Source organism: Nocardia sp. PE-7, assembly GCF_030486425.1.
GTDB classification, from domain to species: Bacteria; Actinomycetota; Actinomycetes; order Mycobacteriales; family Mycobacteriaceae; genus Nocardia; species Nocardia salmonicida_A.
On record NZ_CP129614.1, the window covers coordinates 372,472 to 396,947 of the forward strand.

20 protein-coding genes and 1 tRNA gene are annotated in these 24,476 nt (G+C 68.1%); 12 read left to right on the plus strand and 9 right to left on the minus strand.

What is annotated here, in order from left to right; genetic code table 11:
• The first annotated feature begins 141 nt into the window (after positions 1 to 141).
• Complete coding sequence (locus tag QX204_RS01875; RefSeq protein WP_301904893.1) at positions 142 to 1,308, plus strand: serine hydrolase domain-containing protein; 1,167 nt, start codon at positions 142 to 144, stop codon at positions 1,306 to 1,308.
• A 38-nt stretch (positions 1,309 to 1,346) separates the two neighbouring features.
• A complete protein-coding gene (locus QX204_RS01880) occupies positions 1,347 to 1,775 on the plus strand; it encodes a hypothetical protein (protein ID WP_301904894.1) in 429 nt (142 codons plus the stop codon).
• A gap of 28 nt (positions 1,776 to 1,803) precedes the next feature.
• On the opposite strand, the gene QX204_RS01885 is transcribed toward QX204_RS01880, so the two are convergent.
• Complete coding sequence (locus QX204_RS01885; RefSeq protein ID WP_301904895.1) at positions 1,804 to 2,232, minus strand: hypothetical protein; 429 nt, start codon at positions 2,230 to 2,232, stop codon at positions 1,804 to 1,806.
• 161 nt (positions 2,233 to 2,393) lie between these two features.
• On the opposite strand from QX204_RS01885, the gene QX204_RS01890 reads away from it, so the two are divergent.
• The 3 genes from QX204_RS01890 to QX204_RS01900 are packed head-to-tail and all read left to right on the plus strand — an operon-like array spanning position 2,394 to position 4,678.
• Entirely contained in the window at positions 2,394 to 3,038 is a 645-nt protein-coding gene (locus QX204_RS01890) for a DUF998 domain-containing protein (protein ID WP_301904896.1), read from the plus strand.
• A 51-nt stretch (positions 3,039 to 3,089) separates the two neighbouring features.
• Positions 3,090 to 3,461 carry a YciI family protein gene (locus QX204_RS01895; RefSeq protein ID WP_301904897.1) on the plus strand — a complete coding sequence of 124 codons (372 nt, stop codon included), beginning with the start codon at positions 3,090 to 3,092 and terminating at the stop codon, positions 3,459 to 3,461.
• Positions 3,458 to 4,678 (plus strand): RNA polymerase sigma factor, encoded by a 1,221-nt coding sequence (locus QX204_RS01900; RefSeq protein WP_301904898.1) that lies wholly within the window; start codon positions 3,458 to 3,460, stop codon positions 4,676 to 4,678. The genes QX204_RS01895 and QX204_RS01900 overlap by 4 nt, the downstream gene beginning before the upstream one ends.
• Positions 4,679 to 4,866: 188 nt before the next feature.
• Here QX204_RS01900 and QX204_RS01905 read toward each other — a convergent pair whose 3' ends face one another.
• Positions 4,867 to 5,154 (minus strand): hypothetical protein, encoded by a 288-nt coding sequence (locus QX204_RS01905; RefSeq protein ID WP_301904899.1) that lies wholly within the window; start codon positions 5,152 to 5,154, stop codon positions 4,867 to 4,869.
• 109 nt (positions 5,155 to 5,263) lie between these two features.
• Here QX204_RS01905 and QX204_RS01910 point away from each other — a divergent pair, with 109 nt between their 5' ends.
• Positions 5,264 to 6,151, plus strand: a complete 888-nt coding sequence (locus QX204_RS01910; protein ID WP_301904900.1) for an exodeoxyribonuclease III — start codon at positions 5,264 to 5,266, stop codon at positions 6,149 to 6,151.
• Positions 6,152 to 6,211: 60 nt separating this feature from the next.
• Here the strand turns inward: QX204_RS01910 and QX204_RS01915 are convergent, their stop codons facing one another.
• The 4 genes from QX204_RS01915 to QX204_RS01930 all read right to left on the minus strand — a co-directional run bounded on the left by QX204_RS01915 (position 6,212) and on the right by QX204_RS01930 (position 9,032).
• Positions 6,212 to 6,865: a Uma2 family endonuclease gene (locus QX204_RS01915; RefSeq protein WP_301904901.1), complete on the minus strand. Its 654-nt coding sequence runs from the start codon at positions 6,863 to 6,865 to the stop codon at positions 6,212 to 6,214.
• A gap of 24 nt (positions 6,866 to 6,889) precedes the next feature.
• A tRNA-Arg gene (locus QX204_RS01920) sits at positions 6,890 to 6,965 on the minus strand.
• A gap of 73 nt (positions 6,966 to 7,038) precedes the next feature.
• Entirely contained in the window at positions 7,039 to 7,830 is a 792-nt protein-coding gene (locus QX204_RS01925; RefSeq protein ID WP_301904902.1) for a DUF1542 domain-containing protein, read from the minus strand.
• A 62-nt stretch (positions 7,831 to 7,892) separates the two neighbouring features.
• Complete coding sequence (locus QX204_RS01930) at positions 7,893 to 9,032, minus strand: acyl-CoA dehydrogenase family protein (RefSeq protein WP_301904903.1); 1,140 nt, start codon at positions 9,030 to 9,032, stop codon at positions 7,893 to 7,895.
• A 72-nt stretch (positions 9,033 to 9,104) separates the two neighbouring features.
• Between QX204_RS01930 and QX204_RS01935 the strand changes: the two genes are divergently transcribed.
• Positions 9,105 to 9,704 (plus strand): TetR/AcrR family transcriptional regulator, encoded by a 600-nt coding sequence (locus QX204_RS01935; RefSeq protein WP_301904904.1) that lies wholly within the window; start codon positions 9,105 to 9,107, stop codon positions 9,702 to 9,704.
• A gap of 40 nt (positions 9,705 to 9,744) precedes the next feature.
• Here the strand turns inward: QX204_RS01935 and QX204_RS01940 are convergent, their stop codons facing one another.
• Positions 9,745 to 10,374 (minus strand): TetR/AcrR family transcriptional regulator, encoded by a 630-nt coding sequence (locus QX204_RS01940; protein WP_301904905.1) that lies wholly within the window; start codon positions 10,372 to 10,374, stop codon positions 9,745 to 9,747.
• 159 nt (positions 10,375 to 10,533) lie between these two features.
• Here QX204_RS01940 and QX204_RS01945 point away from each other — a divergent pair, with 159 nt between their 5' ends.
• From QX204_RS01945 to QX204_RS01955, 3 genes are all read left to right on the plus strand, one after another.
• A complete protein-coding gene (locus QX204_RS01945) occupies positions 10,534 to 11,952 on the plus strand; it encodes a lipase family protein (RefSeq protein ID WP_301904906.1) in 1,419 nt (472 codons plus the stop codon).
• Between the two features lie 55 nt (positions 11,953 to 12,007).
• Positions 12,008 to 12,382, plus strand: coding sequence for an ArsR/SmtB family transcription factor (locus tag QX204_RS01950; RefSeq protein ID WP_301904907.1), 375 nt, complete (start codon positions 12,008 to 12,010; stop codon positions 12,380 to 12,382).
• A 117-nt stretch (positions 12,383 to 12,499) separates the two neighbouring features.
• Positions 12,500 to 14,134 (plus strand): long-chain fatty acid--CoA ligase, encoded by a 1,635-nt coding sequence (locus tag QX204_RS01955; protein ID WP_301904908.1) that lies wholly within the window; start codon positions 12,500 to 12,502, stop codon positions 14,132 to 14,134.
• 106 nt (positions 14,135 to 14,240) lie between these two features.
• Here the strand turns inward: QX204_RS01955 and QX204_RS01960 are convergent, their stop codons facing one another.
• On the minus strand, positions 14,241 to 14,633 hold the full coding sequence (locus tag QX204_RS01960) for an SCO5389 family protein (RefSeq protein ID WP_062982488.1): 393 nt from the start codon (positions 14,631 to 14,633) through the stop codon (positions 14,241 to 14,243).
• A gap of 72 nt (positions 14,634 to 14,705) precedes the next feature.
• Positions 14,706 to 15,752 carry an NAD(P)H-dependent flavin oxidoreductase gene (locus QX204_RS01965; protein ID WP_301904909.1) on the minus strand — a complete coding sequence of 349 codons (1,047 nt, stop codon included), beginning with the start codon at positions 15,750 to 15,752 and terminating at the stop codon, positions 14,706 to 14,708.
• Positions 15,753 to 16,019: 267 nt separating this feature from the next.
• Here QX204_RS01965 and QX204_RS01970 point away from each other — a divergent pair, with 267 nt between their 5' ends.
• Both QX204_RS01970 and QX204_RS01975 read left to right on the plus strand, forming a co-directional pair.
• Complete coding sequence (locus QX204_RS01970; protein WP_301904910.1) at positions 16,020 to 16,883, plus strand: M23 family metallopeptidase; 864 nt, start codon at positions 16,020 to 16,022, stop codon at positions 16,881 to 16,883.
• A 233-nt stretch (positions 16,884 to 17,116) separates the two neighbouring features.
• On the plus strand, positions 17,117 to 24,457 hold the full coding sequence (locus QX204_RS01975; RefSeq protein WP_301904911.1) for a non-ribosomal peptide synthetase: 7,341 nt from the start codon (positions 17,117 to 17,119) through the stop codon (positions 24,455 to 24,457).
• Positions 24,458 to 24,476 lie beyond the last annotated feature (19 nt).

Consider the following 24,476-nt stretch of genomic DNA (forward strand, 5'->3'; position numbering starts at 1 on the left):
CTAATCGCGGCTACGACCATCGGAGCTGATTCCAGGGGCGGTCGAAATCGGTACCCGGGGGGACTGCGATGCAGTACCGCGGGGTGATGTCGCGCAGCGTAGGGCGTCGATAGGTTGCCGTTTGTGCGAAAGGGGCGCCCGATGCGATTGGTGATGACGGCCGTAGTGCTTGCTCTGGTCTCGGTAGTCAGTGGCTGTGGTGCCGAGCCCGACACCCTGCAGCGCGATGTCGATGCGATCGCGGCGATCGGCACCACTGGAGTGCAGGCCAGGGTTGTGGATGTCGCGGCCGGCACCGATCGGTCCCGGGTGGCGGGGGAGTCGGATGTCGCTACTTCGGAACAGGTGTCACCAGAAGGCCATTTCCGGATCGGCAGTCTGACCAAGACGATGGTCGCGACCGTGGTCCTCATGCTGGTCGGTGAGGGTCGTCTGGCGCTCGATGACATCGTGCAGCAGTGGATCCCGGAAATGAGGCACGGCCACGGGAACGACGGAGCTGGGATCACGGTCCGTCAACTTCTGCAGCACACCAGCGGTATTCATGAGAGCGCGCCCGAAATGGCGACCGCCGAGGACTATTACCGGCTTCGCTATCAGGTGCGCGACCCGCGCGAGACCGTGGCATCGGCCATGTGGCACCCACCCGACTTCGCACCCGGCACCGGGTGGTCCTACTCCAATGTCGGCTACGTCCTGTTGGGCATGATCATCGAGCGGGTGGTCGACCGTCCCTGGTACGACGAGGTCCGTGCGCGAATCCTCGAACCGCTCGGACTGCGAGATACCTACTGGCCCGCTGACACCGCCGCATTGCCCATCCCGCACGCGAGGGGCTACCAGCAATTCGAGGTCGACGGGCCGCTGATCGACGTCACCGAACTGGTGGACGCCGATGCCTCCGCGGGCCATCTCTCCACCACCGCCGACGTGGGCACGTTCTATCGAAGTCTCCTCGACGGCACGCTGTTACGTCCCGAGGAACTGGCGCAGATGCGGACAACGGTGCCGGTCGACGGCGTGATCGGGCAGCTCTGGCCGGGTGCGGGCTACGGTCTCGGCCTGTTCTCGGTGCCGCTGTCCTGTGGCGGCACCTATTGGATGCACAACGGCGGCCAGACCGGCTTTCTCACCAACGTCGGAGTGACCGAGGACGGAAACCGCAGCGCCGTCGTCTCGCTGTCGGCCGCCCTCGCGGTCGGGGAAGATGTCACGCACAGTAAGGGATTCGCGCAACTGCGCGCGGCGGCGGAATCGGTGGACCACGCGCTCTGCGAAAACCGAGGCGGGTCTGGCGCCGGGCGATGATCGAGAGCACAGTGGGGGGCAAACGAGAGGATCGCCAAATGAACGTCCGTACTCGCAGATTCGGCCTTGCCGTGGTTCTCGGTGCCGTGCCGACCATGATCATGGCCGCACCGAACGCGACCGCCGCGGTCACCGGAGTGAGCGTGGAGCAGCCTGCCGAAGGACTACGCACCGGGTGCACCTACACGGTGACCGTCGGGGTCGACGCACCGGTTTCCGAGGCAGGCGAGGTGACCATCGGTATCAGCGGTGGTTCGGTCCCCGGCAACGGTGAGCGGCTCGGGGTCGCCGTCTATCACCCGGAGAACGGCACCGCGACCTTCGAGTGGACCCCGGTGTATTCCGGTAGCCAAAACGTCTTCGCCCAGCAGTTCACACCCGGGCAGGTGACCTCGACGCAATACGTGACGGTCGAAGTCGTTGGGAGGGGCGTGAATACCGGCAGCTCCTGCCTGCCGCTCCCGTAGGCAGGCCTCGACCGCTCGTGGTGCCGGGTCAGACGCGGGTCATCGTGGAGGAGTATCCGCCGCCGCCGGGGTAGACCCATTCGCCGGTGACGGTTGCCCCTGTGGGATCGAAGGTGCCCCGGTAGTAGGCGGGGCTGTCTTTGGCCCCGGCCCAGATGGTGAGGGTGTCGCCGGTCAAGTCGTAGACGTAGTCGAAGCTGCGCCCGACGGAGTCGTAGTATCGCGAGACCACATCTGGCCCGGTCGGTTCACCGAACGGGCGCAGGTTGCCGATGACCTCCATGCCAGTAACGGGTTGGCCGTCCTGGGCCAGATCGATGTGCTGGAGCAGAAAGAACCGGCCCGCCATCCATTCGTACCGCACCGTTCCCTGCGCGCCACCGCTGACTCGCCAGGTGCCGACCAGGCGGTCCAATGCCCGCAGTTCGGGAGTGGGCTGCGGCTGGGTCTCGATCATCTCGTTCTCCTCGGTCGGGGGTTGGTTCGCTGCTACCTCGGAGCCGCGGTGCGGTTCTCGACACCGAACATCTGTGATCTGAATCACTGTGTGGTGGTGTCGAGATCCCGCCGCCGGCTCCGAGGTAGCAGCGAAAGCCCGATCGAGGAAGGGACACAACGATGACTCTCACAGCCGCCGCCTCCCGGCACACCCCGAGGCGGGTTTCGGACCGTCTGCTGCTCGCCGGTGCTGCCGCCGGACCACTGTTCTTCGCTTCGGCGATTACCCAGATGCTCACCCGCAACGGCTTCGACATCACCCGGCATCCGATCAGCCAGCTCGCCACCGGAGACCTCGCCTGGATCCAGATCGCGACATTCGTGACCGCCGGTGCGGGCGCGTTGGCGTTGGCGGTGGGCCTTGGCCGCACTTTGTCCGAGGGAACCGGTCGGCGGGCACTGCCGGTTCTGGTGGGAGTGTTCGGAGCGGGTCTGATCGCGGCCGGGGTCTTCACCATGGACGCGGAGAAAGGATTCCCGGCCGGAACTCCGGATGAGCCGGTAGCGCAGATGTCCTGGCACAGCATCGCCCATTCAGCATCTGCCGCAGTGGCTTTCACCGCGCTCGCCGTCGCGGCTCTCATACTGAGCGTGCGGTGCGTGCGTCGCCGGGCGGTGTTGCCCGCGGTGGCGAGCGCGCTGGCCGGACTCGTTCTGCTGGTACCGATATCGCCCGAGTACATGAGCATCCAGATCGCGGTCAACGGCCTGGTCGCGTTCACCTGGACCACCGCGCTGGCGATCTCCCGACGTCGCGTCGCCTGACCGATCGCGTCGGGCTACCGTCACAACAACCACCGATCGGGAGGACAGACGATGAAATATCTGCTGCTCGGTTACACCCCGGCCACCGCTTGGGACGCCGAAACCGCCGACACCCCCTCGTCGGAGGCTTTGGCCGCTTTCGCCACCTATCAGCGGCTCGAGCAAGAACTGATTGCCTCCGGGGAGTTCGTCACCAGCGAGGGCCTCGGCCATCCCGCGGTGAGCACCACTGTGCGCAAGACCGCCGACGGTGTGGTCGCCACCGACGGGCCCTTCGCGGAACTGAAGGAGGTCCTGGCCAGTTTCGCCGTCATCGATGTCTCCGGTCACGAGCGCGCTGTGGAGATCACCGCCCGCATCGTCGAGGCCCTCGGCGAACCGATCGAGATCCGCGCGATCATGGGTGCGGACTTCACCGCGTGACGCCCGCGATCGAGGACCTGCTGAGAGCCGAAGCGCCGCAGGTCCTCGGGGCGCTGGTGCGTCGCTTCGGGCAATTCGACATCGCCGAGGACGCCGTGCAGGAAGCCCTGCTGATCGCGACTCGGTCGTGGCCGGTGGACGGCATCCCGGACAACCCGCGCAGCCGCCTCATCCGAATCGCCTACCGGCGGATGATCGATATGCTGCGTTCCGAGCAGGCGCGCCGCCGCCGCGAAATCGACGCGGTGGCCACGGCCGAGCCGATGCGGACCGCGCAGCCATGCGACGTCGACGACAGCTTGACCCTGCTGCTGCTGTGCTGTCACCCCGCGCTGAGCCACACCGCCCAGGTGGCCCTGACCCTGCGTGCGGTCGGTGGACTCACCACGGCCGAAATCGCGCACGCCTACGGCACGACCGAGGCCACCATGGGCACCCGGATCAGCCGCGCCAAACAACAACTCGCCAAATCTGGGGCGCGCTTCACGCCACCGGCCGACGCCGACCGCGACACGCGCCTGGCAGCCGTCCTGCGCGCCCTCTATCTCATTTTCAACGAGGGCTACACCGCCACCACCGGCGGCGAACTGGTCCGGGTAGACCTCACCGCCGAAGCCGTCCGGCTGACCAGAATGCTGCACGACACCGCCCCCGACGACGCGGAAGTGACCGGCTTGCTCGCGCTGATGCTCCTCACTGAATCCCGCCGCGCGGCACGCACGCACGCCGGCGAACTGGTGCCCCTCGACGAGCAGGACCCCGCTCGCTGGAACCGCAACCTGATCGTGGAGGGCACCGCGCTCATCGACAGTGTCTGGAACCGCCGAGCGGCAGGCCCCTACCAAATCCAGGCCGCCATCGCCGCGGTGCACGCCGCGGGCGAGCCGGGCGGGACCGACTGGCCCCAGATCGCGCTGCTCTATCTGTGGCTCGAACGACTCACCCCGACCCCGCCCGTTCAACTCGCGCGGGTCGTAGCCGTTGCCCGCGCCTACGGACCCGCGCGCGGACTGGCGCTGCTCGACGATCTGAACCGACGCCACCACCTGGATCGCAACCCGCTCACCCGGCAGCGTGAACACGCTGTTCGCGCCCATCTTCTCCAGCAAACCGGCGACCGCACCTCCTCGGTCCGGCTCTTCCGGCACGCAGCCGACCTCACCAGCAACCAAGTCGAGCAACGGTATCTACGCGCCAAAGCCGATCACCTCGACTGACTGCCGCGTACCTCAGGTGGAACCACCAGACCGACCCTGCGCGCAGTGCGAACGTGCCCGCCGAGCTGACGGCGCATGCACTCTGATGGCTCCCCGCCAAGACATCGGGTGGGCCTCGATTGGTTGTGGTGCCCTCGGTAGGACACGTAAACATGGGCAACCGGAAAACGACTTGTCGTCGTGAGTGGCTATTCCGTGATCAGCGCTCGATCACCGACCAGAAACGTCGTACGTTGGCTCGGGTAGGGGTCGAAGCCCGGATCGGGTACCGACCACTTCTTCTTCCCGGTCTCGAGATCCAGTAGTGACAAGGTGCCCTTGTCAGCGAATTCGCTGACCAGCAGTGATCGGTCGTCACCGTCGAGGCGAGTGCCACGATCGGTGGCTGCCCAGACCGTGGAACCTGTTGCCAGTCTCGGCGACTGGTGATTGAAGCGAAACCTCAGCATGACATGCGCGGCGGCAGCCGTGCGCATCGAAGGTGTCGGGTGGCGGGAGACCAGTTCGCCGACCTCCCCGGCCCCACCGAGGTCGCGTTCCGGAGCTGCGCGAGAGTGTGACGGGGGACTCCGGCACAGTGTTGCCATGGGTTCGTCGGTCGCTGACTCTTTCACTGTCGCCACATTCAACGTGAACGGAATCCGCGCGGCACGTCGTCGTGGATTCGACCAGTGGTTGCGGGCCCGGTCGGCGGATGTGGTCGCGCTGCAGGAGTTGCGTTGTTCCGCAGCCGATGTGGGAACCTTCCCGGCCTATTCGGCGGCAGTAGACGTCGGTTCCGTGGCCGGTCGCAACGGTGTGGCCGTACTGACCACGGTTCCCGCCGCTGCCGTGCGGACGTGGGTGACCCACCCGCCCAGGGCCCGCGGACTCGGTGAGTTCACCGCACAGGGACGTTATATCGAGGTCGACCTGGCCGACCGGCCGGTGACGGTGGCCTCTCTGTATCTCCCCAAGGGTGGTCTGCCCGCGCATCTGCAGCGCCCGGGATCGATGCGCGAACAGCCCGACGGTGGGGTCAAGTACGAACGCAAGCAGAGGTTCCTCGCGGCGTTCGCCCGCGAAGTGCACCGGAACCGGCTCGCTGCGCTGAGTGCGGGACGCGAGTTCGTCCTCACCGGGGATCTGAACATCGCACACACCCGCCACGATGTGACCAACTGGCGTGCCGCCCGCACGATGGACGGCTTCCTGCCCGCCGACCGCGAGTGGTTCAGTTCGATTCTGGGCACGCGTCGGCTCGTCGACGTGGTGCGACAGGTGCACGGCGATCGCCCGGGTCCACTGACCTGGTGGAGTTGGGCGGGGCAATCGTTCGCCAAGGATGTGGGTTGGCGAGTGGACCACCAACTCGCAACACCCGGTCTCGCCCGCCTCGCCACGTCTGTCGTCGTCGACAAGGAACCGTCACCCGCTGAGCGGCTCTCCGATCACGCCCCACTCGTGGTGACCTACTCGGCAATGCCTGACTGAGAAGTTCTGGTGCCCTCGGCGGGATTCGAACCCGCGACCTACTGAAACGGGCAGGTGTGCTCAATATTCGAGGTCGGTCCAGCTGAGGGTGAGAGGGAACGGGTGGCTCAGCTCGACTTCGGGATGGACGGTTGGTGACCATTCGCTGACCAGGGCGTACTGGCGAGGCCGCAGAGGGGTGACGCCTACTGGTAGGTCGGTGGGTGTCGCCAGGACATAGGTCAAAATGGTGTCGATGCGTCGGCCTTCGCGGTCGAGCAGCACCTCCCAGTATTCGCCTATTTCAGCTTCGGCGTAGCGCGCTTGTTTTGTCAGCATTTGACCGATGTGGTTGGACGGGGAAAGTACTTCGCCGACGATGACAACGTCCTCGGCGAAAATCGGTGTCCATGGTTCGTCGGGGCAGTGGTAGACCATGAAATCCGGGGTGAGGAAGTCGTCTTTGGTGCGACTCAGGAAGACATTGGTTTCAGTGTCCACCTGCCAGCATTCACCAGGACGGGCCTTCATGCTGCGTCGCGCCGCGTTCTCCAGTGCATTCCGCAGACGAGTGGCGAACCGTTGATGCTCTGGTGGCCCTGTTCGAATCCAGACCGGATGCCCTTTGATCAGTTCGATACGTTCCGACTGGTCAGGCGGCAGTGCGCTCAACTCAGCCCAGGTCATGCGGTCAGGCAGCGGGGGGAACTCCGTTGACGGATTCGACATCGTCATCTTCTCCTCGCACCAGGCGAACTCTGGTGCCCTCGGCAGGATTCGAACCTGCGACCTACCCTTTAGGAGAGGGTTGCTCTATCCCCTGAGCTACGAAGGCGTGGCAGCCTCGGCTGGCCGAGCTGAGTATAGCGTGGGGGCGGGCTCGGTGGAGTAGGCCCGTTGGGTGGGGATCAGAAGGCGTCGAAACCGCCGCCGCCGCTGTCGAAGCCGCTGCCGCTGTCGAAACCGGTATCGGAGTTGCCGGGGTCGATTCCGCCCTGGTCGTACCCGGGATCGGCGGCAGCTTCGCCGGTGCCGTCCTCGAACGCCTGCGCGTTGTAGCCGACCCCGCCCATTCCGGCGAACATCGTCGTGAACAGCAGGGCCGACCCCGCACCCCAGGCTCCCGCGATCAGCGCGGGCTTCCACCACGGCTCGGAATACCACCCGGCGGGGACGGGGCGCCCCGCCACTCGACCGCCGGGGAAGTAGTTCGGGGTGCCCGCGGAGGGGGAGGGCGACGCGGTGACCGTGCGGCCGTTGTGGGCGACGGTGCGCTTCTCGTCGACCTGGCCTGCGATGTCCTGGCCCGCGATGGCCGGGATCGGCGGGCCGGGGTCCATGTCCATCGCCGTGCGGGCGGCGCGGATGTAGTAGAGGCCCTCCAGGGCGGACTGCTTGGCCAGTTGGGCTTGGACGGGCAAGCTCGCGCGGTCTATCTGGCCGCCTGCGGCGTTGTACCGCTCGGAGGCGTCGGCCAACGCCTGACGGGCCGCTTCGTTGCTCGGCGACAGCTGGTAGACCTGCCCGCCGAGCCGCTCGATAGTCGCCCTCGCGTCGGCCTGCGCCTCCTCGAGCTCGCGCGCGTTGCGCTTGTTCTGTTCGGCACGCAGGTACAGCAGAGCGCCCACCGACACGATCACGATCAAGATCAACCACCACAGCATCGCGCGCCTCATTTCGTCGAGGTCTCGAGATGCCATCCAGTTTACTGATCGGTTGCCCAAACGAGCTAACCTGCGATGATCAGTGCATTACAGATTAGCTACCCCGCCAGATGTCGAGCGATGACCAGGCGCTGGATCTGATTGGTTCCCTCGAAGATCTGCATGACCTTGGCTTCGCGCATGTAGCGCTCGACCGGGAAGTCCTGGGTGTAGCCGTAGCCGCCGAAGACCTGGACCGCGTCGGTGGTCACCTTCATGGCCGCATCGGTGGCGACGAGTTTGGCGACCGAGGCCTGCCGGGAGTAGGGCAGGCCGGCGTCGCGGCGGCGGGCGGCGTCGAGGTAGGTGGCGCGGGCGGTGTCGACGGCCGCCGCCATGTCGGCGAGGACGAAGCCGAGGCCCTGATGGTCGATGATCTTGCGGCCGAACGCTTCTCGTTCCTTGGCGTAGGCCACCGCTTCGTCGAGCGCGCGCTGGGCGACGCCGGTGGCGACGGCGGCGATGCCGAGGCGGCCCGCGTCTAGGGCGCTGAAGGCGATCGAAAGTCCCTGCCCCTCTTCGCCGATGCGACGTTCGGCGGGCAGGAAGGCGTCGTCGTAGGCGGCGGTGGTGGTGGGGATGCCGCGCAGGCCCATCTTCTCCTCGGGCTTGCCGAAGCTCAGACCCGCGGTGTCGGCGGGGACCAGGAAGCAGGAGATGCCGCGCGAACCCTCGCCGGTGCGGGCGAACAGGGTGTAGAAGTCGGCGCGGCCGCCGTTGGTGATCCAGGCCTTGGTGCCGTTGAGGCGGTAGCCGCCGTCGACGGGGGTGGCGCGGCAGCGCAGCGCGGCCGCGTCGGAACCGGCGTGGGCCTCGGAAAGGCTGTAGGCGCCGATGGTTTCGCCCGAGAGCATGCGGTCGAGCCACTGCTGCTTCTGCTCGTCGGTGCCGTAGGTGAACAGCGGATGGCACGACAGTCCGTGCACGCTCACCGCCACGGCGACGGCGGCCCAGCGGCTCGCGATTTCCTCGAGCACCTGGAGGTACACCTCGTACGGCTGCGCGCCGCCGCCGAATTCCTCCGGATACGGCAGGCTGAGCAGCCCTGCCGCGCCGAGCGCGGGGAAGACGCCCTCGGGGAAGACGCCGGTCTTCTCGCTCTCGGCGACGCGCGGCTCCAGCACCTTGTCGGCGATGTCGCGGGTCAGTTCGATCAGCTCGCGTGCCTCGTCGGTGGGCAACATCCGGTCTACAGCCATGCCGATGACAGTACGCTGAGCACTGAATTGCGTGCAATGCGACATGTAATTTTGTGGCCCTATACTGGATTTATGTCTGCGCTCCCACCGAACAAGCATCAGGAGAAGAGTCTGCGGACCCGGACGCTGCTGCTCGATGCCGCCATCGACAGCCTGGCCGAGGTCGGCTACGCGGGTGCCTCCATCGCCGACATCACGGCCAGGGCCGGGGTGACGCGTGGTGCGCAGCTGCATCAGTTCCACACGCGCGCCGAACTCTTCGCTCAGGCCATCGGCCATCTCACCGATCGTCAGCGAGAAGCCATGCTGCGCAAGGCGAAAGCGGTGCCGGACGGCACGTCGGCGGGCGCTGTGCTGGTGGAGTTGGTCACCGCTACCTTCGCGGGCAAGCTCGGTCGTGCCGCGGTGGAGCTGTATGTGGGAATCGCCAACGACGCGGCGCTGCGCCGCGAAATGCTGCGGGTGCAGCACGAACTCACCGTCGAGCTGCTCGACCGTTGTGCCGGGCTGATCGACCCCGCCATCACCGGTGAGCGCTTGGAGAGCACCTTCTGGCTCACCATCAACCTGGTCCGTGGCGCCACTCTCGACGAGATGGTCGGACGTGATCGCGTGCGTCGCAAACAGGTGTTGGCCGACTGGACCGCGCTCGCCGAGATCGCTTTGCGCTGAGCGACTGCGCGATCGCCGTGGTGCGAAACCGCGCGGGTAACTAATCGCCGGTGGGCAGGGACTCGGCGTAGGTCCTGAGCATGTCTTCGATCAAGGTGAGGATCGAGGCATCCAGGTCCGGGCGGGCGTAGACGGGGCGGACGATCGCCTCGCCCGAGAACAGGTGCAGGAGCAGGAAGAAGACGGATTCTCGAAGCTTGTCGGGGAACTGGCTCAAGACGCCGGTCTGCTCGACGCCTTCGACCATCGCGGCGTAGTAGCTCGCCACCGTCGGCTCGATGCGGGCGCGCAATTCGGCATCGGAACGGGCGGCGAGATAGATCTCACGCAGCGCGTGGGTGATGTGGGAGGACTGGGCCTCGCGCAGGAATCGCAGGGCGGTGTCGAGCGAATCCTCTTGTGCGTCCAGGTGTTCCATCAGCGCGCGGAATGCGGCGAGTTGGCGAGCGAAGACTTCGTCCGCGGTCCGCACGATCAGGTCGAGTCTGCTGTCGAACTGGCGGAACATCGCGCCGACGGACAGTCCGGCGCGCCCGCAGATCTCTTGGACGGTAGTGCGCTGGTACCCCAGCTCGCCGATCGCCGCGATCGTCGCGTCGACGAGTTTGGCCACCGTCGCGGCACGGCGTTGCTGCTGAGTGCGGCGTGGGCGTGGGGTAGCGGCGGTCATGGCCGATCATCCTGCCGTTCCGGCGGATGTAGGCGATCCCCGGGGGACGTGATCGTTGACACAGTGGCTCTGCTCGTCCTACAGTCGTCCCACTTAGGAAACAATCACTCTCTTTTATGGCTGGCATGCGCTGCCACCTGGGGATTCGAGGAGCCGAATATGAAGATCGCCACCACAGGCAGCACCGGCAGGGTGCTCGCAGGGGCGTGCCTGGCGCTGATCGCCGGGCTCACTGTCGCGACCTGCCCGGCCGTGGCGAGTCCGGCCGTGGCCGATCCGGTGCCGGTGGCCCCACCGCTGCCGTTCCCGGTCCCGCCCGCACCACCGTTCCTCGACCCCGCCTTCTACAACCCGGACCCCGCCAGGGTGGCCGCGGCCGCACCCGGCGAGATCCTGTCCGCGCGACAGGTGAACCTCGCCAACTTCTGGTTGATACCGATCGACGTGCGTGCCTGGCAGTTGTCCTACCGCAGCACCAACACTCGCGGCGAAGCGATTCCCGCTGTCGCGACGGTGATCGTGCCGCATCGGCCCGCGCCGACGGGGGAGCGCAGTCTGGTCTCCTTCCAGTTCGCCGAGGATTCGTTGTCGCAGAACTGCGCGCCGTCCTACGCCCTGCAGATGGGATCGTTGCCGAATCCGCTCAACAGTGTGATCGGGCTGGAATTCATCGAGGTGCAGTCGATGCTGCAACTCGGGCACGCGGTGGTGGTGCCCGATCATCAGGGCCCCGACGCGGCCTATGCCGTCGGTCCGCTCGGCGGCCGGATCACCCTCGACGGAATTCGCGCCGCGCAGAACTTCGACCAGGCCGGGTTGTCCGGTGCGGCGACCCGCACCGCGATGTGGGGATACTCCGGCGGTGCGATTCCCACCGCACATGCCGCCGAACTACAGCCGGAATACGCGCCCGAACTGAACCTGGTCGGCTCGGCGACCGGTGGCCTGCTCGCCGATATCCGGGCCGCCGTCGACTACAACAACGCGACCTCGACCTTCGGCGGCGCCGTGCTCGGCGGCCTGTTCGGTGTCGCTCGCGAATATCCCGAAGTGGACCGATTCATCGAGCAGTACATGAACCCGCTCGGTAAAGGCCTCCGGATGGTGCACGAAGGGCAATGTGTCGCAATACAATTCGCCGCGTTCCCGTTCGTGAACATCAAAGGTCTCTTCGACTACCCCGGCGACCCGATGCGCGCACCCGAAATGCAGGCGGTGCTCGACGAGCTCACCCTCGGAAATCGGGGCACCCCTACCGCCCCGCTCTACATCTACCAGGCGCCGCTGGACGAAGCGATGCCGATCAACGCCGTCAACAAGCTCTACGACACCTACTGCCAGGATCCGGCCGCCTCGGTCTCCTACACCCGCGATCTGTTCAGCGAACACGGCATCGCGGCCGTCTCCGGTGCGGGCTCGGTCGCCCTCTGGCTCGACGACCGGCTCAACGGCGTGCCGGCCCCGGCGGGCTGCCATAGCCGCGATGTATACAGCCAGATTCTCGATCCCGGTGCGTTCGACGCGTTCGTCAACGCTCTCGGCCAGACGCTCGCGTCGGCACTGGGCATGCCGGTCTGACGAACGCCGGATCGGTGGTCACCGGGGACCCCGGTCGGCGATCTATTATCTGCGCATGAATGCAGATGACCGCTCGCCGCTGGCCGAAGATCAGGTGGGCTTGGTGGTCGAGGTGTTCCGCATGCTGGCCGACCCGACTCGGGTCCAGGTCCTGTGGGCGCTGGCCGACCATGAACTCTCGGTGAACGAACTGGCGAGCCGGGTCGGCAAGCCGGGGCCTTCGGTGTCCCAGCATCTGGCGAAACTGCGCATGGCTCGGCTCGTCCGAACCCGCCGAGAGGGCACGACCATCTTCTACAGCCTCGACAACGACCACGTCCGCAGGCTGGTCGTCGACGCTGTGCACAACGCCGAACACGCGGGCCCCGGCGTGCCGTCGCACCATAGCGGCCCCGATGGTCAGCCGCCCCATGAGACGTCACCTTATTAATGGTGACGACCCGACCTGCGGGAATGTTGTCGGAGGAAACGATTGCGGGGTGCAAACCTTTCGGTAACATCCGGTGTGACGTGGCTCATGCCACGGCAGGGACTTGAAGGAGCACCGATGCTGAGCACCATGCAGGACGACCAGCTCTCGCTGGCCAAACTGCTCAACTATGCCGCAACTTTCCAGGGCGATTCGACTGTGTCCACGTGGACGGGTGACGGTGTTCGCACCATGACCTACCGCGAGCTGGGTGCGGATTCGGCTCGGCTGGCCAACGCGCTGCGCGGGCTCGGCATCGAAGAGGGCGACCGCGTCGGCACCTTCATGTGGAACAACAACGAGCACATGGTCGCTTACATCGCGGTGCCCGCGATGGGCTCGGTGCTGCACGCGCTCAACATCCGGCTGTTCCCCGAGCAGTTGGTCTTCGTCGCCAATCACGCCGAGGACAAGGTGGTGCTCGTCGACGGCACGCTGCTACCGCTGTTCGCGCAGTACCTACCGAACCTGAAGACCGTGCGGCACGTGATCGTCGTCAACGGCGATGCCGCCGCGCTCACCGCGCCCGAGGGCGTGACGGTGCACTCCTACCGTGAGCTGCTCGACGCCCAGTCCGCCGACTTCGACTTCCCCGTCGTCGACGAACGCTCCGCTGCCGCAATGTGTTACACGTCCGGCACCACGGGCGACCCGAAGGGCGTCGTCTACTCGCACCGCTCCAACTGGCTGCACGCCATGCAGGTGAACTCGCCCAACGGCATGGGTTTCCAGGGTTCGGACTACGTGCTGGCGATCGTGCCGCTGTTCCACGCCAACGCGTGGGGCCTGCCGTACGCGGCGCTGATGTCGGGCGCGAACGTCCTGATGCCGGACCGCTTCCTGCAGCCCGGGCCGCTGCTGGAGATGATGGCGGCCGAGAAGCCGACCTTCGCCGCCGCGGTGCCCACCATCTGGGGCGGCGTGCTGGCCACGCTGGCCGCCGCGCCGCAGGACATCTCGCACCTTCGCACCGCCGTGGTCGGCGGTTCCGCGGTGCCGCCCGCGATGATGCGCGCGTTCGAGGAGAAGCACGGCGTGCGCATCCTGCACGCGTGGGGCATGACCGAGACCTCCCCGCTGGGCAGCGTCGCGCACGCGCCCTCCGGTGTCGGCGAGGACGAGGCCTGGGAATACCGCTACACCCAGGGCCGCTTCCCGGCCAACGTCGAGGCCCGCCTGGTCGGCGACGACGGCAAGGTCGTGCCGAACGACGGTGAGTCCCTCGGCGAGCTCGAGGTCCGCGGCGCGTGGATCACCGGCTCCTACTACTCGCCCACCGGCGCGGAGATCGACCCGGACAAGTTCGACGACGGCTGGCTGCGCACCGGCGATGTCGGCAAGATCAGCCCCAACGGCTACCTCACCCTGGTCGACCGCTCCAAGGACGTCATCAAGTCCGGCGGCGAGTGGATCTCCTCGGTGGATCTGGAGAACTCGGTGATGGGCCACCCGGCCGTCGCCGAGGCCGCCGTCATCGGCGTGCCCGACGAGAAGTGGGACGAGCGCCCGCTGGTCGCCATCGTGCTCGCCGAAGGCGCGGCCGCCGAGGCCGCCGAACTGCGTGACTACCTGGCCGACAAGTTCGCCAAGTGGCAGCTGCCCGAACGCTGGACCTTCATCGCCGAGGTCCCGAAGACCAGCGTCGGCAAGTTCGACAAGAAGCGCCTGCGCGCCCAGTACGCCGAGGGCGAGCTGGACGTCGTCACGGTGTAAGACAGCAAACGGCGGGCGTGGAATCGCTTCCACGCCCGCCGTTGTGCTGCGTGCTGCGTTTTCGCGGCCCGAAGGGCCGCGACCCGCGGCGCCAGCCGCCAAAGAATCAGCAGTTGCGCAGCTCGGGGCTCTGGTTCAGGAGCTGGGCGCGGGGGCTGATGTAGCGGGTGTAGGTCTCCCCGCCGACGGCCGACAGCGGGAACGCCGCGACCCGGTGGCAGTTCTGGAAGGCCAGCTTCACACCGAAATGCCGCTCTAATCCACCACGAATGGCGTCGGAGGCCAGAGCGCGCAGCAGCTGACCGCGGGCCACCTCGTCCGGCGGTGGCACCCGATTGTCGGCGTATTCGTCGGTGCCGGTGCGCAGGTCGTCCGCAACCCGGCTCACCACCTCCCATGCGTAAGGCAGTGAGGTACGGACACATTCGACGAATTCGGCGTCGTCGATATCGCCCTGTTCGGCGCGTTCGAGTAGTGCGGCGGGAACATCGAGGGACATGGCGCTCTCCTCCTGCTTGGGGGGTGGTCGGCGGGATGCGATGCCAGGTCCGAGTCTAAACGAAATTCGTTGTCAATAACCCTGAATTCGTTCCGAAAGTGCTTTTCGGAGTGCGCTTTTCGCGTCGGCGGCCAGGTCGGCGACCAGTTCGCCTGCCGGTTGCCCGGTGCTCAGTGAATGAGCTTGCCCCGCCCACAGATTCACTTCTTCGGTGTTGCCACCCGCTCGCGCGGCGGCCCGCAACGGGGCAGTGGCGTAATGAATTTCGGGGTACGCGGCCGGTGCGTCGGCGGTGTGTTCGACGAGGAAACGGTTGCGGATCCCGCGGGCGCGACGTCCGGTGAACGCGCGCGTCAGCATCGTCGGTTCCGGCGTGCCGATCGCACCGCGATGCACGGCGTTGGTACCGGCTTCGGGGCAGCGCAGCAGCGCGGTGCCGATCTGCGCCGCCGCCGCACCGGCCGCCAGCACCCCGGCCACGCCGGCGCCCGTGGCGATGCCGCCCGCCCCGACGAGGGGACGCGAGGTGACGGCGGTGAGCAACTGGATCAGGGTCAGCAGGCCGGGCGGGTCGATGGGGTCGTCGGCGGGGTCGTCGAGGAAGGTCGCGCGATGCCCGCCCGCCTCGGCGCCCTGGGCGATCAACACGTCGGCGCCCGCGTCGACGGCGATCAGTGCCTCGGCGGGCGAGGTGACCGTCACCCACACCTCCGAACCGACCGCGTGTAGCCGGTCCACCTCGACCGCGGTCGGGCAGCCGAAGGTCGTCGACACCACCGCGACCGGATCGGCGATCAGCAGATCGAGCTTGTCGGCCCATCCGTCGGTGTCGTGCTCGGGGGTGCCGAGCGGGAATTCGGCGCCGAGTTCGGCGAGGTAGGTGGCATAGACAGCCGGATCGGCCACCGCTCCGGGCGCGAACAGATTCACGCCGAACGGCGCCGCGGTGGCAGCTCTCGTCGCCTCGATCTGCGCGGCCACCGCGTCGGTGCTGAGATATCCGGCGGGTAACTGTCCGAACCCGCCCGCGGCCGCCACGGCGACCACCAACTCGGGTGTGGACGGGCCGCCGGCCATGGGCGCGGCGACGATGGGGACGGTCAAGGTCTCGATCACCATGGGTCGAGTCTGGTCCGTCGGGGTCGTGTTCAGGCCCGGTGACAACGTGTGTGATGGGTCGGACACCGTGATCGTTACTGTGCGGCAGGTCATCTACCTGCGTTTTCGTGACAGAAGGTTGCGGAATGGTCACGGCCGGGTAGAGTTCCCGTCACAACGTATGCCGAACCGTTACACATAGTTCGGCGGTGGAGAACGCCCAGGTGGTCTCCGGGCCGGTCGCAGACCGGCTTCGTTTCCTTGTTGTCGGAACGCTAGGACGAGATCTTGTCGCAGCACCGTGTGGGTCCCGAATCCATCTCCGTGCAGGCCCTGCTTGCGCACGCGGATGGCCGGAGCCCGAGCAGGAGCAGGCACCGCGCCGAGGCGTCGCGTTCGGATCGTGTGCGCGTCGCCGCGAGTGCCGCGGTCGCCGCTGGTGCGCTGGTCGGCGTCACCGCTCAGATCGCCCCGGCGCTGGCCTTCGCCGCGCCGCTGCTGCCGACCCACGACGACAGCATCGCGGAATCGGTCGCCCCCGAGTCGGCGCGCCAGGATGTCGACCTGGTCGCCGCGCAGGAAGTCGCCGCGCATGTCGAGACCGCCCCGGTGAGCGCGATCGCCGCGCCGATCGCCGCCCCCGTGGCCGCGCCCTTCGGCATCGGCAACCTGCCCCCCGAGATCTCCGGCCCGCTGTCGCAGGTCGAGGACATCCTGCAGGGCATCCAGCACCAGGTCGCGCCGCCGCAGGCCGCGCGTCCGGTCGCGGGCCCGATCAGCTCCGGCTTCGGCGCCCGCTGGGGCGCCATGCACTACGGCCTCGACTTCGCCGACTCGATCGGCGCCCCGATCAAGTCCGTGTCCAGCGGCACCGTGATCGAGGCGGGCCCCGCGTCGGGCTTCGGCCTGTGGGTGCGGGTGCTGCACGACGACGGCACCACCGGCGTGTACGGACACGTCAACGACATGCTCGTCAGCGAGGGCCAGCGGGTCAACGCGGGCGATGTCATCGCGACCGTCGGCAACCGTGGCCAGTCCACCGGCCCGCACCTGCACCTCGAGATCTGGGATCAGGGCGGCAGCAAGATGGACCCGATGCCGTACCTGGCCTCCAAGGGTGTCCCGCTGGAGTGGGGCCCTTCCGCGCACTGAGCGGTGTGAGCGCGGAGCTTTCTCCGCAGAGCGAGTGACGGTGGTTCTTATGAGCCCCGTCACTTTGCTGTTGAAGCGGCAACACGTTCGCGGGCCGGTCCGATACTCCTCTGGGCCCCGAGTACCGAGGGCACGCTGACTCGGCCGACGTGTAGTCGGTCTATATGATGGCTCGATCTGCACGGTGCGGGATCGCCGCGCGTTCAGGCTCGATGAGAGGTGAATGAACCCGAATGGAAACTGCCCGTCGTTCTGCCCGCGGTAACCGCCGTCGCCGATCGAGCAGTCCGACCTTCGGGCAGTTGCTGACGGGGGCCGTCGAATCGGCCGCCGATCGGGTCGCGGTTCGGTTCAACCCCTCCGGTGACCCCGCCGACCAGCGTCAGCTCACCTATTCCGAGTTCGACCAGCAGTCCTCGCAGCTGGCGCGCGCGCTCATCGGCCGCGGCATCGGGCCCGGCGACGTGGTCGCCATCGGCATCGCCCGCGGCATCGAGTCGGTACTGGCCGTGTGGGCGATCGCCAAGACCGGCGCCGCCTACGTCCCGGTGGACCCGAACTACCCGGCCGACCGCATCGCCCACATCGTCTCCGACTCGGGCGCGGTGCTCGGGCTCACCACCGGCGCGCACCGCGAGGTGCTCGGCACGGCGCTCACCTGGCTCGAGCTCGACGACGCCGAGACGGCCACCCACATCGCGGCCCAGCCCGCGCACCCCATCTCCTACACCGACCGGATCCGCACTCTCGACGAGCGGCATCCGGCCTACGTCATCTACACCTCGGGCTCCACCGGCAAGCCCAAGGGCGTGGTGGTGACCCACACCGGTCTGGCCGGTCTGGTCGCCGCCGAGCGCGCGCACTACCGCGTCGGCGCCGACTCGCGTGTGCTGCACGTGTGTTCGCCGAACTTCGACGTGTCGGTGCTCGAATTGCTGCTCACCTTCTCCGCGGGCGCCACCCTGGTGATCGCCCCGCCCGGAGTGTTCGGTGGCTTCGAGCTCGCGGATCTGCTGCGCCGCGAACAGGTTTCGCACATGCTCATCACCCCGGGCGCGCTGGAATCGGTCGACCCGGCCGACCTGGACGACCTGCGGGTAGTGGTCGTCGCGGGTGACAAGTTCGGCCCGGAGCTGGTCGGTCGCTGGGCCGTCGGCGAGCGCGAGTTCTACAACGGCTACGGCCCCACCGAGGCCACCATCCTGGCCACCAGCACCCCGCCGATGGACCCGGCCGCGCCGGTGACGATCGGCGCCGCGATCGCCGGTGTCGGTGCGTTCGTGCTGGATTCGCGGTTGCGGCCGGTGCCCGCGGGTGTGATCGGCGAGCTGTATCTGTCGGGTCCCGCGCTGGCGCAGGGTTATCTGAACCGGCCCGCGCTGACTGCGGAACGTTTCGTCGCCAGTCCTTTCGGCGCCGAATCCGGCGACGCGAACGCGCGGCTGTACCGCACCGGAGACCTGGTGCGCCGCGCCGAATCCGGTGACGGCGTCATCGAATACATGGGGCGCTCGGACTTCCAGGTGAAGATCCGTGGCTTCCGCATCGAGCTGGGTGAGATCGACAACGCGCTCACCGCGCATCCCGATATCGACTTCGCGGCCACCCTCGGCAAGACCTTGCCTTCCGGTGTGACAGCGCTGGTTTCGTACGTGATGCCTGCGTCCGGCGCCACCGTCGACGTGGCCGCGCTCGATGCCTTCCTCGCGCAATCGTTGCCCGGCTACATGATTCCGGCCGCGATCATGGTCCTGGACCGGATCCCGCTGACGCCGGTGGGCAAGCTGGATCGAAAGGCGTTGCCGGAACCCGTTTTCGCGGTGCGCGAGTTCCGTGCGCCCGCGACTCCGGTACAGCAGGTGGTAGCCGGTATCTTCGCCGAGCTGTTGACCGCCGGTGCGCCGGAGCAGATCCGGGTCGGCGCCGACGACGACTTCTTCGAGCTCGGCGGCAACTCGCTGCTGGCCGCGCAGGCCGCCACGCGCATCGGCGCAGCGCTCGACACCCGGATTCCGGTGCAGGTGCTGTTCGAGGTGAGCACGGTCTCGGGGCTGGCTGAACGCGTCGAACGCCACATCGGCACCGGTGCGGGCCAGGAACTGGTCGCCCAGCAGCGCCCCGATACGATCCCGCTGTCGTTCGCCCAGCAGCGGATGTGGTTCCTCAACCAGTTCGATCCGGCCAGTGCCGTGAACAACATGCCGATCGCGGTGCGCCTGTCGGGGGCCCTCGATGTCGACGCGTTGCGCGTCGCGGTCATCGATCTGGTGGCGCGCCACGAGGTGCTGCGCACGATGTATCCGCCGGTCGACGGGGTCGGCACGCAGCTGGTGCTGCCGCTGTCGGACTCGCGCGCCGTGCCCGCCCTCGCGGCCGACGACGCCACCGAGGACGCGATCGCCGCCCTGGTCACCGAGACCGTCGGCGCCGGCTTCGATGTCACCGTCGCTCCGCCGCTGCGGCTGCGCCTGCTGCGGCTGAGCGCGACCGATCACGTGCTGGTCTGCGTGATGCACCACATCGCCGGTGACGGTGTGTCGATGGGCCCGCTCACGCGCGACCTGATGACGGCCTACGTCCAGCGCAGTGCGGGCCACGCGCCGGGCTGGCCCGAATTGGCCGTCCAGTACGCCGATTTCACGCTCTGGCAGCGCGCGGTACTCGGCACCGAGGACGACCCGGAGTCGATCCTGACCCAGCAGATCGACTTCTGGCGCACCCAGCTCGCCGGTGTGCCCGATCAGCTCGAGCTGCCCACCGACCGGCCACGGCCCGCGACCGCCTCCTACCGTGGGGCGAGCCTGGACTTCCGGATTCCGGCCGAGGTACACGCCGGGCTGGATCAGCTTGCGCGCGCCCATAATTCGACGCTGTTCATGGTGGTGCACGCCGCGCTGTCGGCACTGCTGGCCCGGCTGTCGGGCAGCACCGACATCGCCATCGGCACGCCTGTCGCGGGTCGTGGTGACGCCGCGCTCGACGACCTGATCGGCATGTTCGTCAACACCCTGGTGCTGCGCGCCGAGGTCGACCCGGCGGCGAGCTTCGAAGAGCTGCTCACCCGGACCCGTGCGGTCGATGTCGCGGCCTTCGGTCACGCCGATGTGCCGTTCGAGCGCCTGGTCGAACTGCTCGACCCGGCCCGTTCGACCGCGCGTCATCCGCTGTTCCAGGTGATGCTCGCCTTCCAGAACATGGCCCGCACCGCCCTGGAGCTGCCCGGATTGACCGTCGCGGGCGTCGAGCTGACCATGCCGTTCGCCAAGTTCGACCTGCAGTTCGAGATGGTGGAGGACACCGATCGCCACGGTGCGCCGCACGGTATCGGGGTCGGGCTCACCTATGCCACCGACCTGTTCGACGCCGAGACCGTCGCCGGGTTCGCCGATCGGTTCCAGCGGTTGCTGGCCGCGATCGTGGCCGCACCTGCCGAGCCGCTCGGCGCGATCGAGCTGTTGGAACCCGCCGAGCTGGACCGAATCCTGGTGCAGTGGAACGACACTCGCCACGACCTCGCGCCGGAGCTGCTGCTCGACGGTTATCGGCGTGCCGTGGCCGAATATCCCGATGCCGTCGCTGTCGCCTACGAGGGCGCCGAGCTGACCTATCGGGAGTTCGACGAGCGGGTCAACCGGCTCGCCCGGCTGCTGATCACGCAGGGCGTCGGTCCCGAATCCCTGGTCGGACTGGCAGTTCGGCGTTCGCTCGACCTGGTGGTCGGGATGTACGCGATCGTGACCGCCGGCGGCGCGTATGTGCCGATCGACCCGGATCATCCGGCCGATCGCATCGCGCACATTCTCGAGACCGCCGCGCCCGCCGCTGTCCTGAGCACCACCGCGGATGCGGTCGAGGTGCCCGCGGGTGTGCCGGTGATCCTGGTGGATTCCGTAGCGCTCGAGGAGTTCTCGGCCGCGCCCGTCGAGTTGGCGGAGTCGGTTCGGCCCGAGAACCCGGCCTACGTCATCTTCACGTCCGGTTCTACCGGGCGCCCCAAGGGCGTGGCGGTGTCGCACGCGGCGATCGTCAACCAGATGATGTACATGGGCGCCGAGTACGGGATCGGCCCGTCGGATGTGTACCTGCAGAAGACGCCCGCCACGTTCGACGTGTCGCTGTGGGGTTACTTCCTGCCGCTGCGCACCGGCGCGAAGCTGGTCGTGTCGACCCACGACGGACACCGCGACCCGGTGTACCTCGCCGAAACCATCGCGGCGCAGAGTGTCACGCTCACCGACTTCGTGCCGTCGATGCTCTCGGTCTTCGCCGCGCACACCAGCGCCGGCTCGATCCCGAGTCTGCGCGCGGTGTTCGCCGCCGGTGAGGCGCTGCCCGCCGAGACCGTGGCCGACGTCGCCCGTGTCTCCACGGCGCGGGTGCACAACCTGTACGGACCTACCGAGGCTGCCGTCACGGTGACGCGTTGGCCCGCAAGCGATTCCGATCGCGGTTCGGTGCCGATGGGCGTGCCGGAGTGGAATACCCGTGTCTACGTCCTGGATTCGCGGCTGCGTGCCGTGCCCGCAGGCGTGGTGGGCGAGTTGTACCTGGCCGGTGACCAACTGGCGCGCGGTTATGTCGCCCGCCCCGGTCTGACCGCGGATCGATTCGTCGCCAACCCCTTCGAGCCCGGCGCGCGGATGTATCGCTCCGGTGACCTCGTGCGCTGGGGTGGGGCGTCGGCCGAGCCCGCGCTGGAATACCTGGGCCGCACCGACTTCCAGGTGAAGTTCCGCGGTCAGCGCATCGAGCTCGGCGAGATCGAGACGGCTCTGCTCGCGCAGGACGCGATCAGCCAGTCCGTGGCGCTGGTGCTCGACACCGCATCGGGCCAGCATCTGGTCGCGTACGTGGTGGCGCGCCCCGGCGAACAGCCGGACGCCGCGGCGCTGCGGACGGCCGTGGCGGAATCGTTGCCCGCCTACATGGTTCCGACCGTCGTCACGGTGCTCGACAGCTTCCCGCTGAACCCCAGCGGCAAGCTCGACCGCAAGGCTCTTCCCGCCCCGGCCTTCACCGCGGGCGAGTTCCGCGCGCCCACCACCCCCGCCGAGGAGATCGTCGCCGGGGTCTTCGCGGAGCTGCTCGGCATGGCCCGCGTCGGTGCCGACGACGACTACTTCGCCCTCGGCGGCAACTCGCTGCTGGCCACCCGCGCGATCGCCCGGATCAACGAGGCTCTCGACGCGCAGTTGGCCATTCGCGACCTGTTCGAGACGCCCACCGTGTCGGCCTTGGCCGCGCGCGTCGGCGGTGCGAGCGGTGCGGCCGCGCGCCCGCCGTTGGTCGCCACCGAACGCCCGCAACGCATTCCGTTGTCGCTGGCTCAGCAGCGGATGTGGGTGGTCAACCAGGTCGACCCCGCCTCCGGCTCCTACAACATCCCCTTCGCGATCCGCCTCACCGGCGAACTCGACATCGCCGCCCTCGACGCCGCGGTCACCGATGTCCTCGGCAGGCACGAGTCGCTGCGCACCTTCTTCCCCGTGGTCGGCGACGCCGGTACCCTCGACTCCGGTCGTGCACAGACCGGTGGTGACCCTGCTGTGGTGGCCGACGGTATGCCCGTTCAGGAAATTCTCTCCGTGGCCGAGGCGCTGCCCGGCGGGCTTCAGGTCGAGACGACCGCCGACATCCTCACTCGTGCGGCCGAATTGGCCGGAACGGGCTTCGATGTGACGCGTGAGGTTCCGCTGCGCGCGCGGTTGCTCACCGACGGAACTTCCGCGGACCGGCTGCTTGTTGTTGTGGTGCACCATATTTCGGCCGACGGTGCGTCGTTGGCGCCGCTCGCTCGCGATCTGATGACCGCCTATGTGGCTCGCGCCGCGCACCAGGCCCCGGCGTGGACGCCGCTGGAAGTCCAATACGCGGACTACGCGCTGTGGCAGCGGGCGGTCGTCGGCGACGACGAACAGCCGCAATCCCTGGCCGCCGCGCAGCTCGATTACTGGCGCGAGCAGTTGGCCGACGTGCCCGCGCTGCTCGAGTTGCCGCAAGACCGTCCGCGTCCCACGGTGCCGACGCTGCGCGGCGCCACCACCGAGCTGCGTCTGCCCGCCGAGGTGCACGCCGCCCTGAATCATCTGGCGCGCGAGCACAAGTCGTCGCTGTTCATGGTTGTGCACGCGGCGCTGGCCGTGCTGCTCGGCCGGTTGTCGGGCACCTCCGACATCGCCATCGGTACCGCTGTCGCCGGGCGCGGTGAGCGGGCGCTCGACGAGCTGGTCGGCATGTTCGTCAACACGTTGACGCTGCGCACCACCCTCGATCCGGCCGGTTCCTTCGACGAGGCCGTCGATGTGGCACGCGAGACCGATCTCGGCGCGTTCGCCAACGCCGACCTGCCGTTCGAGCGGGTCGCCGAGGTCGTCGCGCCGGGCCGGGGCAGTGCGCAGAGCCCGCTGTTCCAGGTGGCGCTCACCTTCAGCAACAACGAGGCGGCCGCGCTCGAACTGCCCGGCCTCACCGTGAACGCCCTGGAAACCGCGATCGCGGCGAAGTTCGACCTGCAGGTGGACGTCGAACCGCGCTTCACCGCCGCCGGTGATCCCGACGAGCTGGTCACCCTGTTCAACTACGCCACCGACCTGTTCGACGAGGCCACCGTGCGCGGCATCGGCGCCCGCTTCGCCCGCATTCTGACCGCCGTGGCCGCCGACCCGCAGATCCGCATCGGCGATATCGACATCCTCGACGAGGCCGAACGCGCCCGGCTGCTCGCGGGCGCGGCACAGGCGCCCGCGCCGAGCACCCCGTCGGGCGGCACCACGCTCGCGCAGGCCTTCACCGCCGCCGCCGAGGACGATCCCGACGGACCCGCCCTCGTCTGGGGCGACGACGCGTTGACCTACGAGCAGCTCGACGCCCGCTCCGCACGCCTGGCCCGGCTGTTGATCGCCAGGGGCTTCGGCCCAGGAGATGGGGTGGCCGTCGACCTCGCGCGCGGTGTCGACTGGGCCGTCGCGGTCTGGGCGATCCTCAAGGCAGGCGCGGCCGTGGTCCCGGTGACCGGCACCCAGCCGCACACCGAACCCGCCGCGAAGCTGAGCATCACCGTCGGCGAATCCCGTGGCGTCGACTGGATCTCACTCGACGACCCGGCGATCAAGACCGAGCTGTCCACCTATTCCGCCCGCCCGGTCACCTACGCCGACCGCACCCGCGCGCTGCGCGGCGGCGACCCGGTGTTCGTGGGCGCCGACGGCACCCGCAGCTACGACGAACTCGCCACGGCGGGTGCGCGGGTGCGCGCCGACACCGATCTGACCTTCGAAGCGCGAACCTTCGGGTACGGCGCTGTGGACAGCTTCACCGCCCTGGTGGAGCCGGTCGCCGCGGGTGTAGCAGGTGCGTCGATGGTGCTGGTGTCGGAGGCGACGGACGGTTTGTCGGCGGCGCTGGCCGAGGAGTGGGTAACCCACGTGTTCGGTGATCGGGCCGGGATCGAGGCACTCGACACCGCCGAACTCGGCGATCTGCAGGCGCTGATCGCCGACGACGCCGCACCGGGCAATCCGGGCTCGGCCGATGTGGTGCTGGTACTCGGCGACTCGCGCGCCCAGGTGGCATGACCCCGGTACTCCGCGTCGA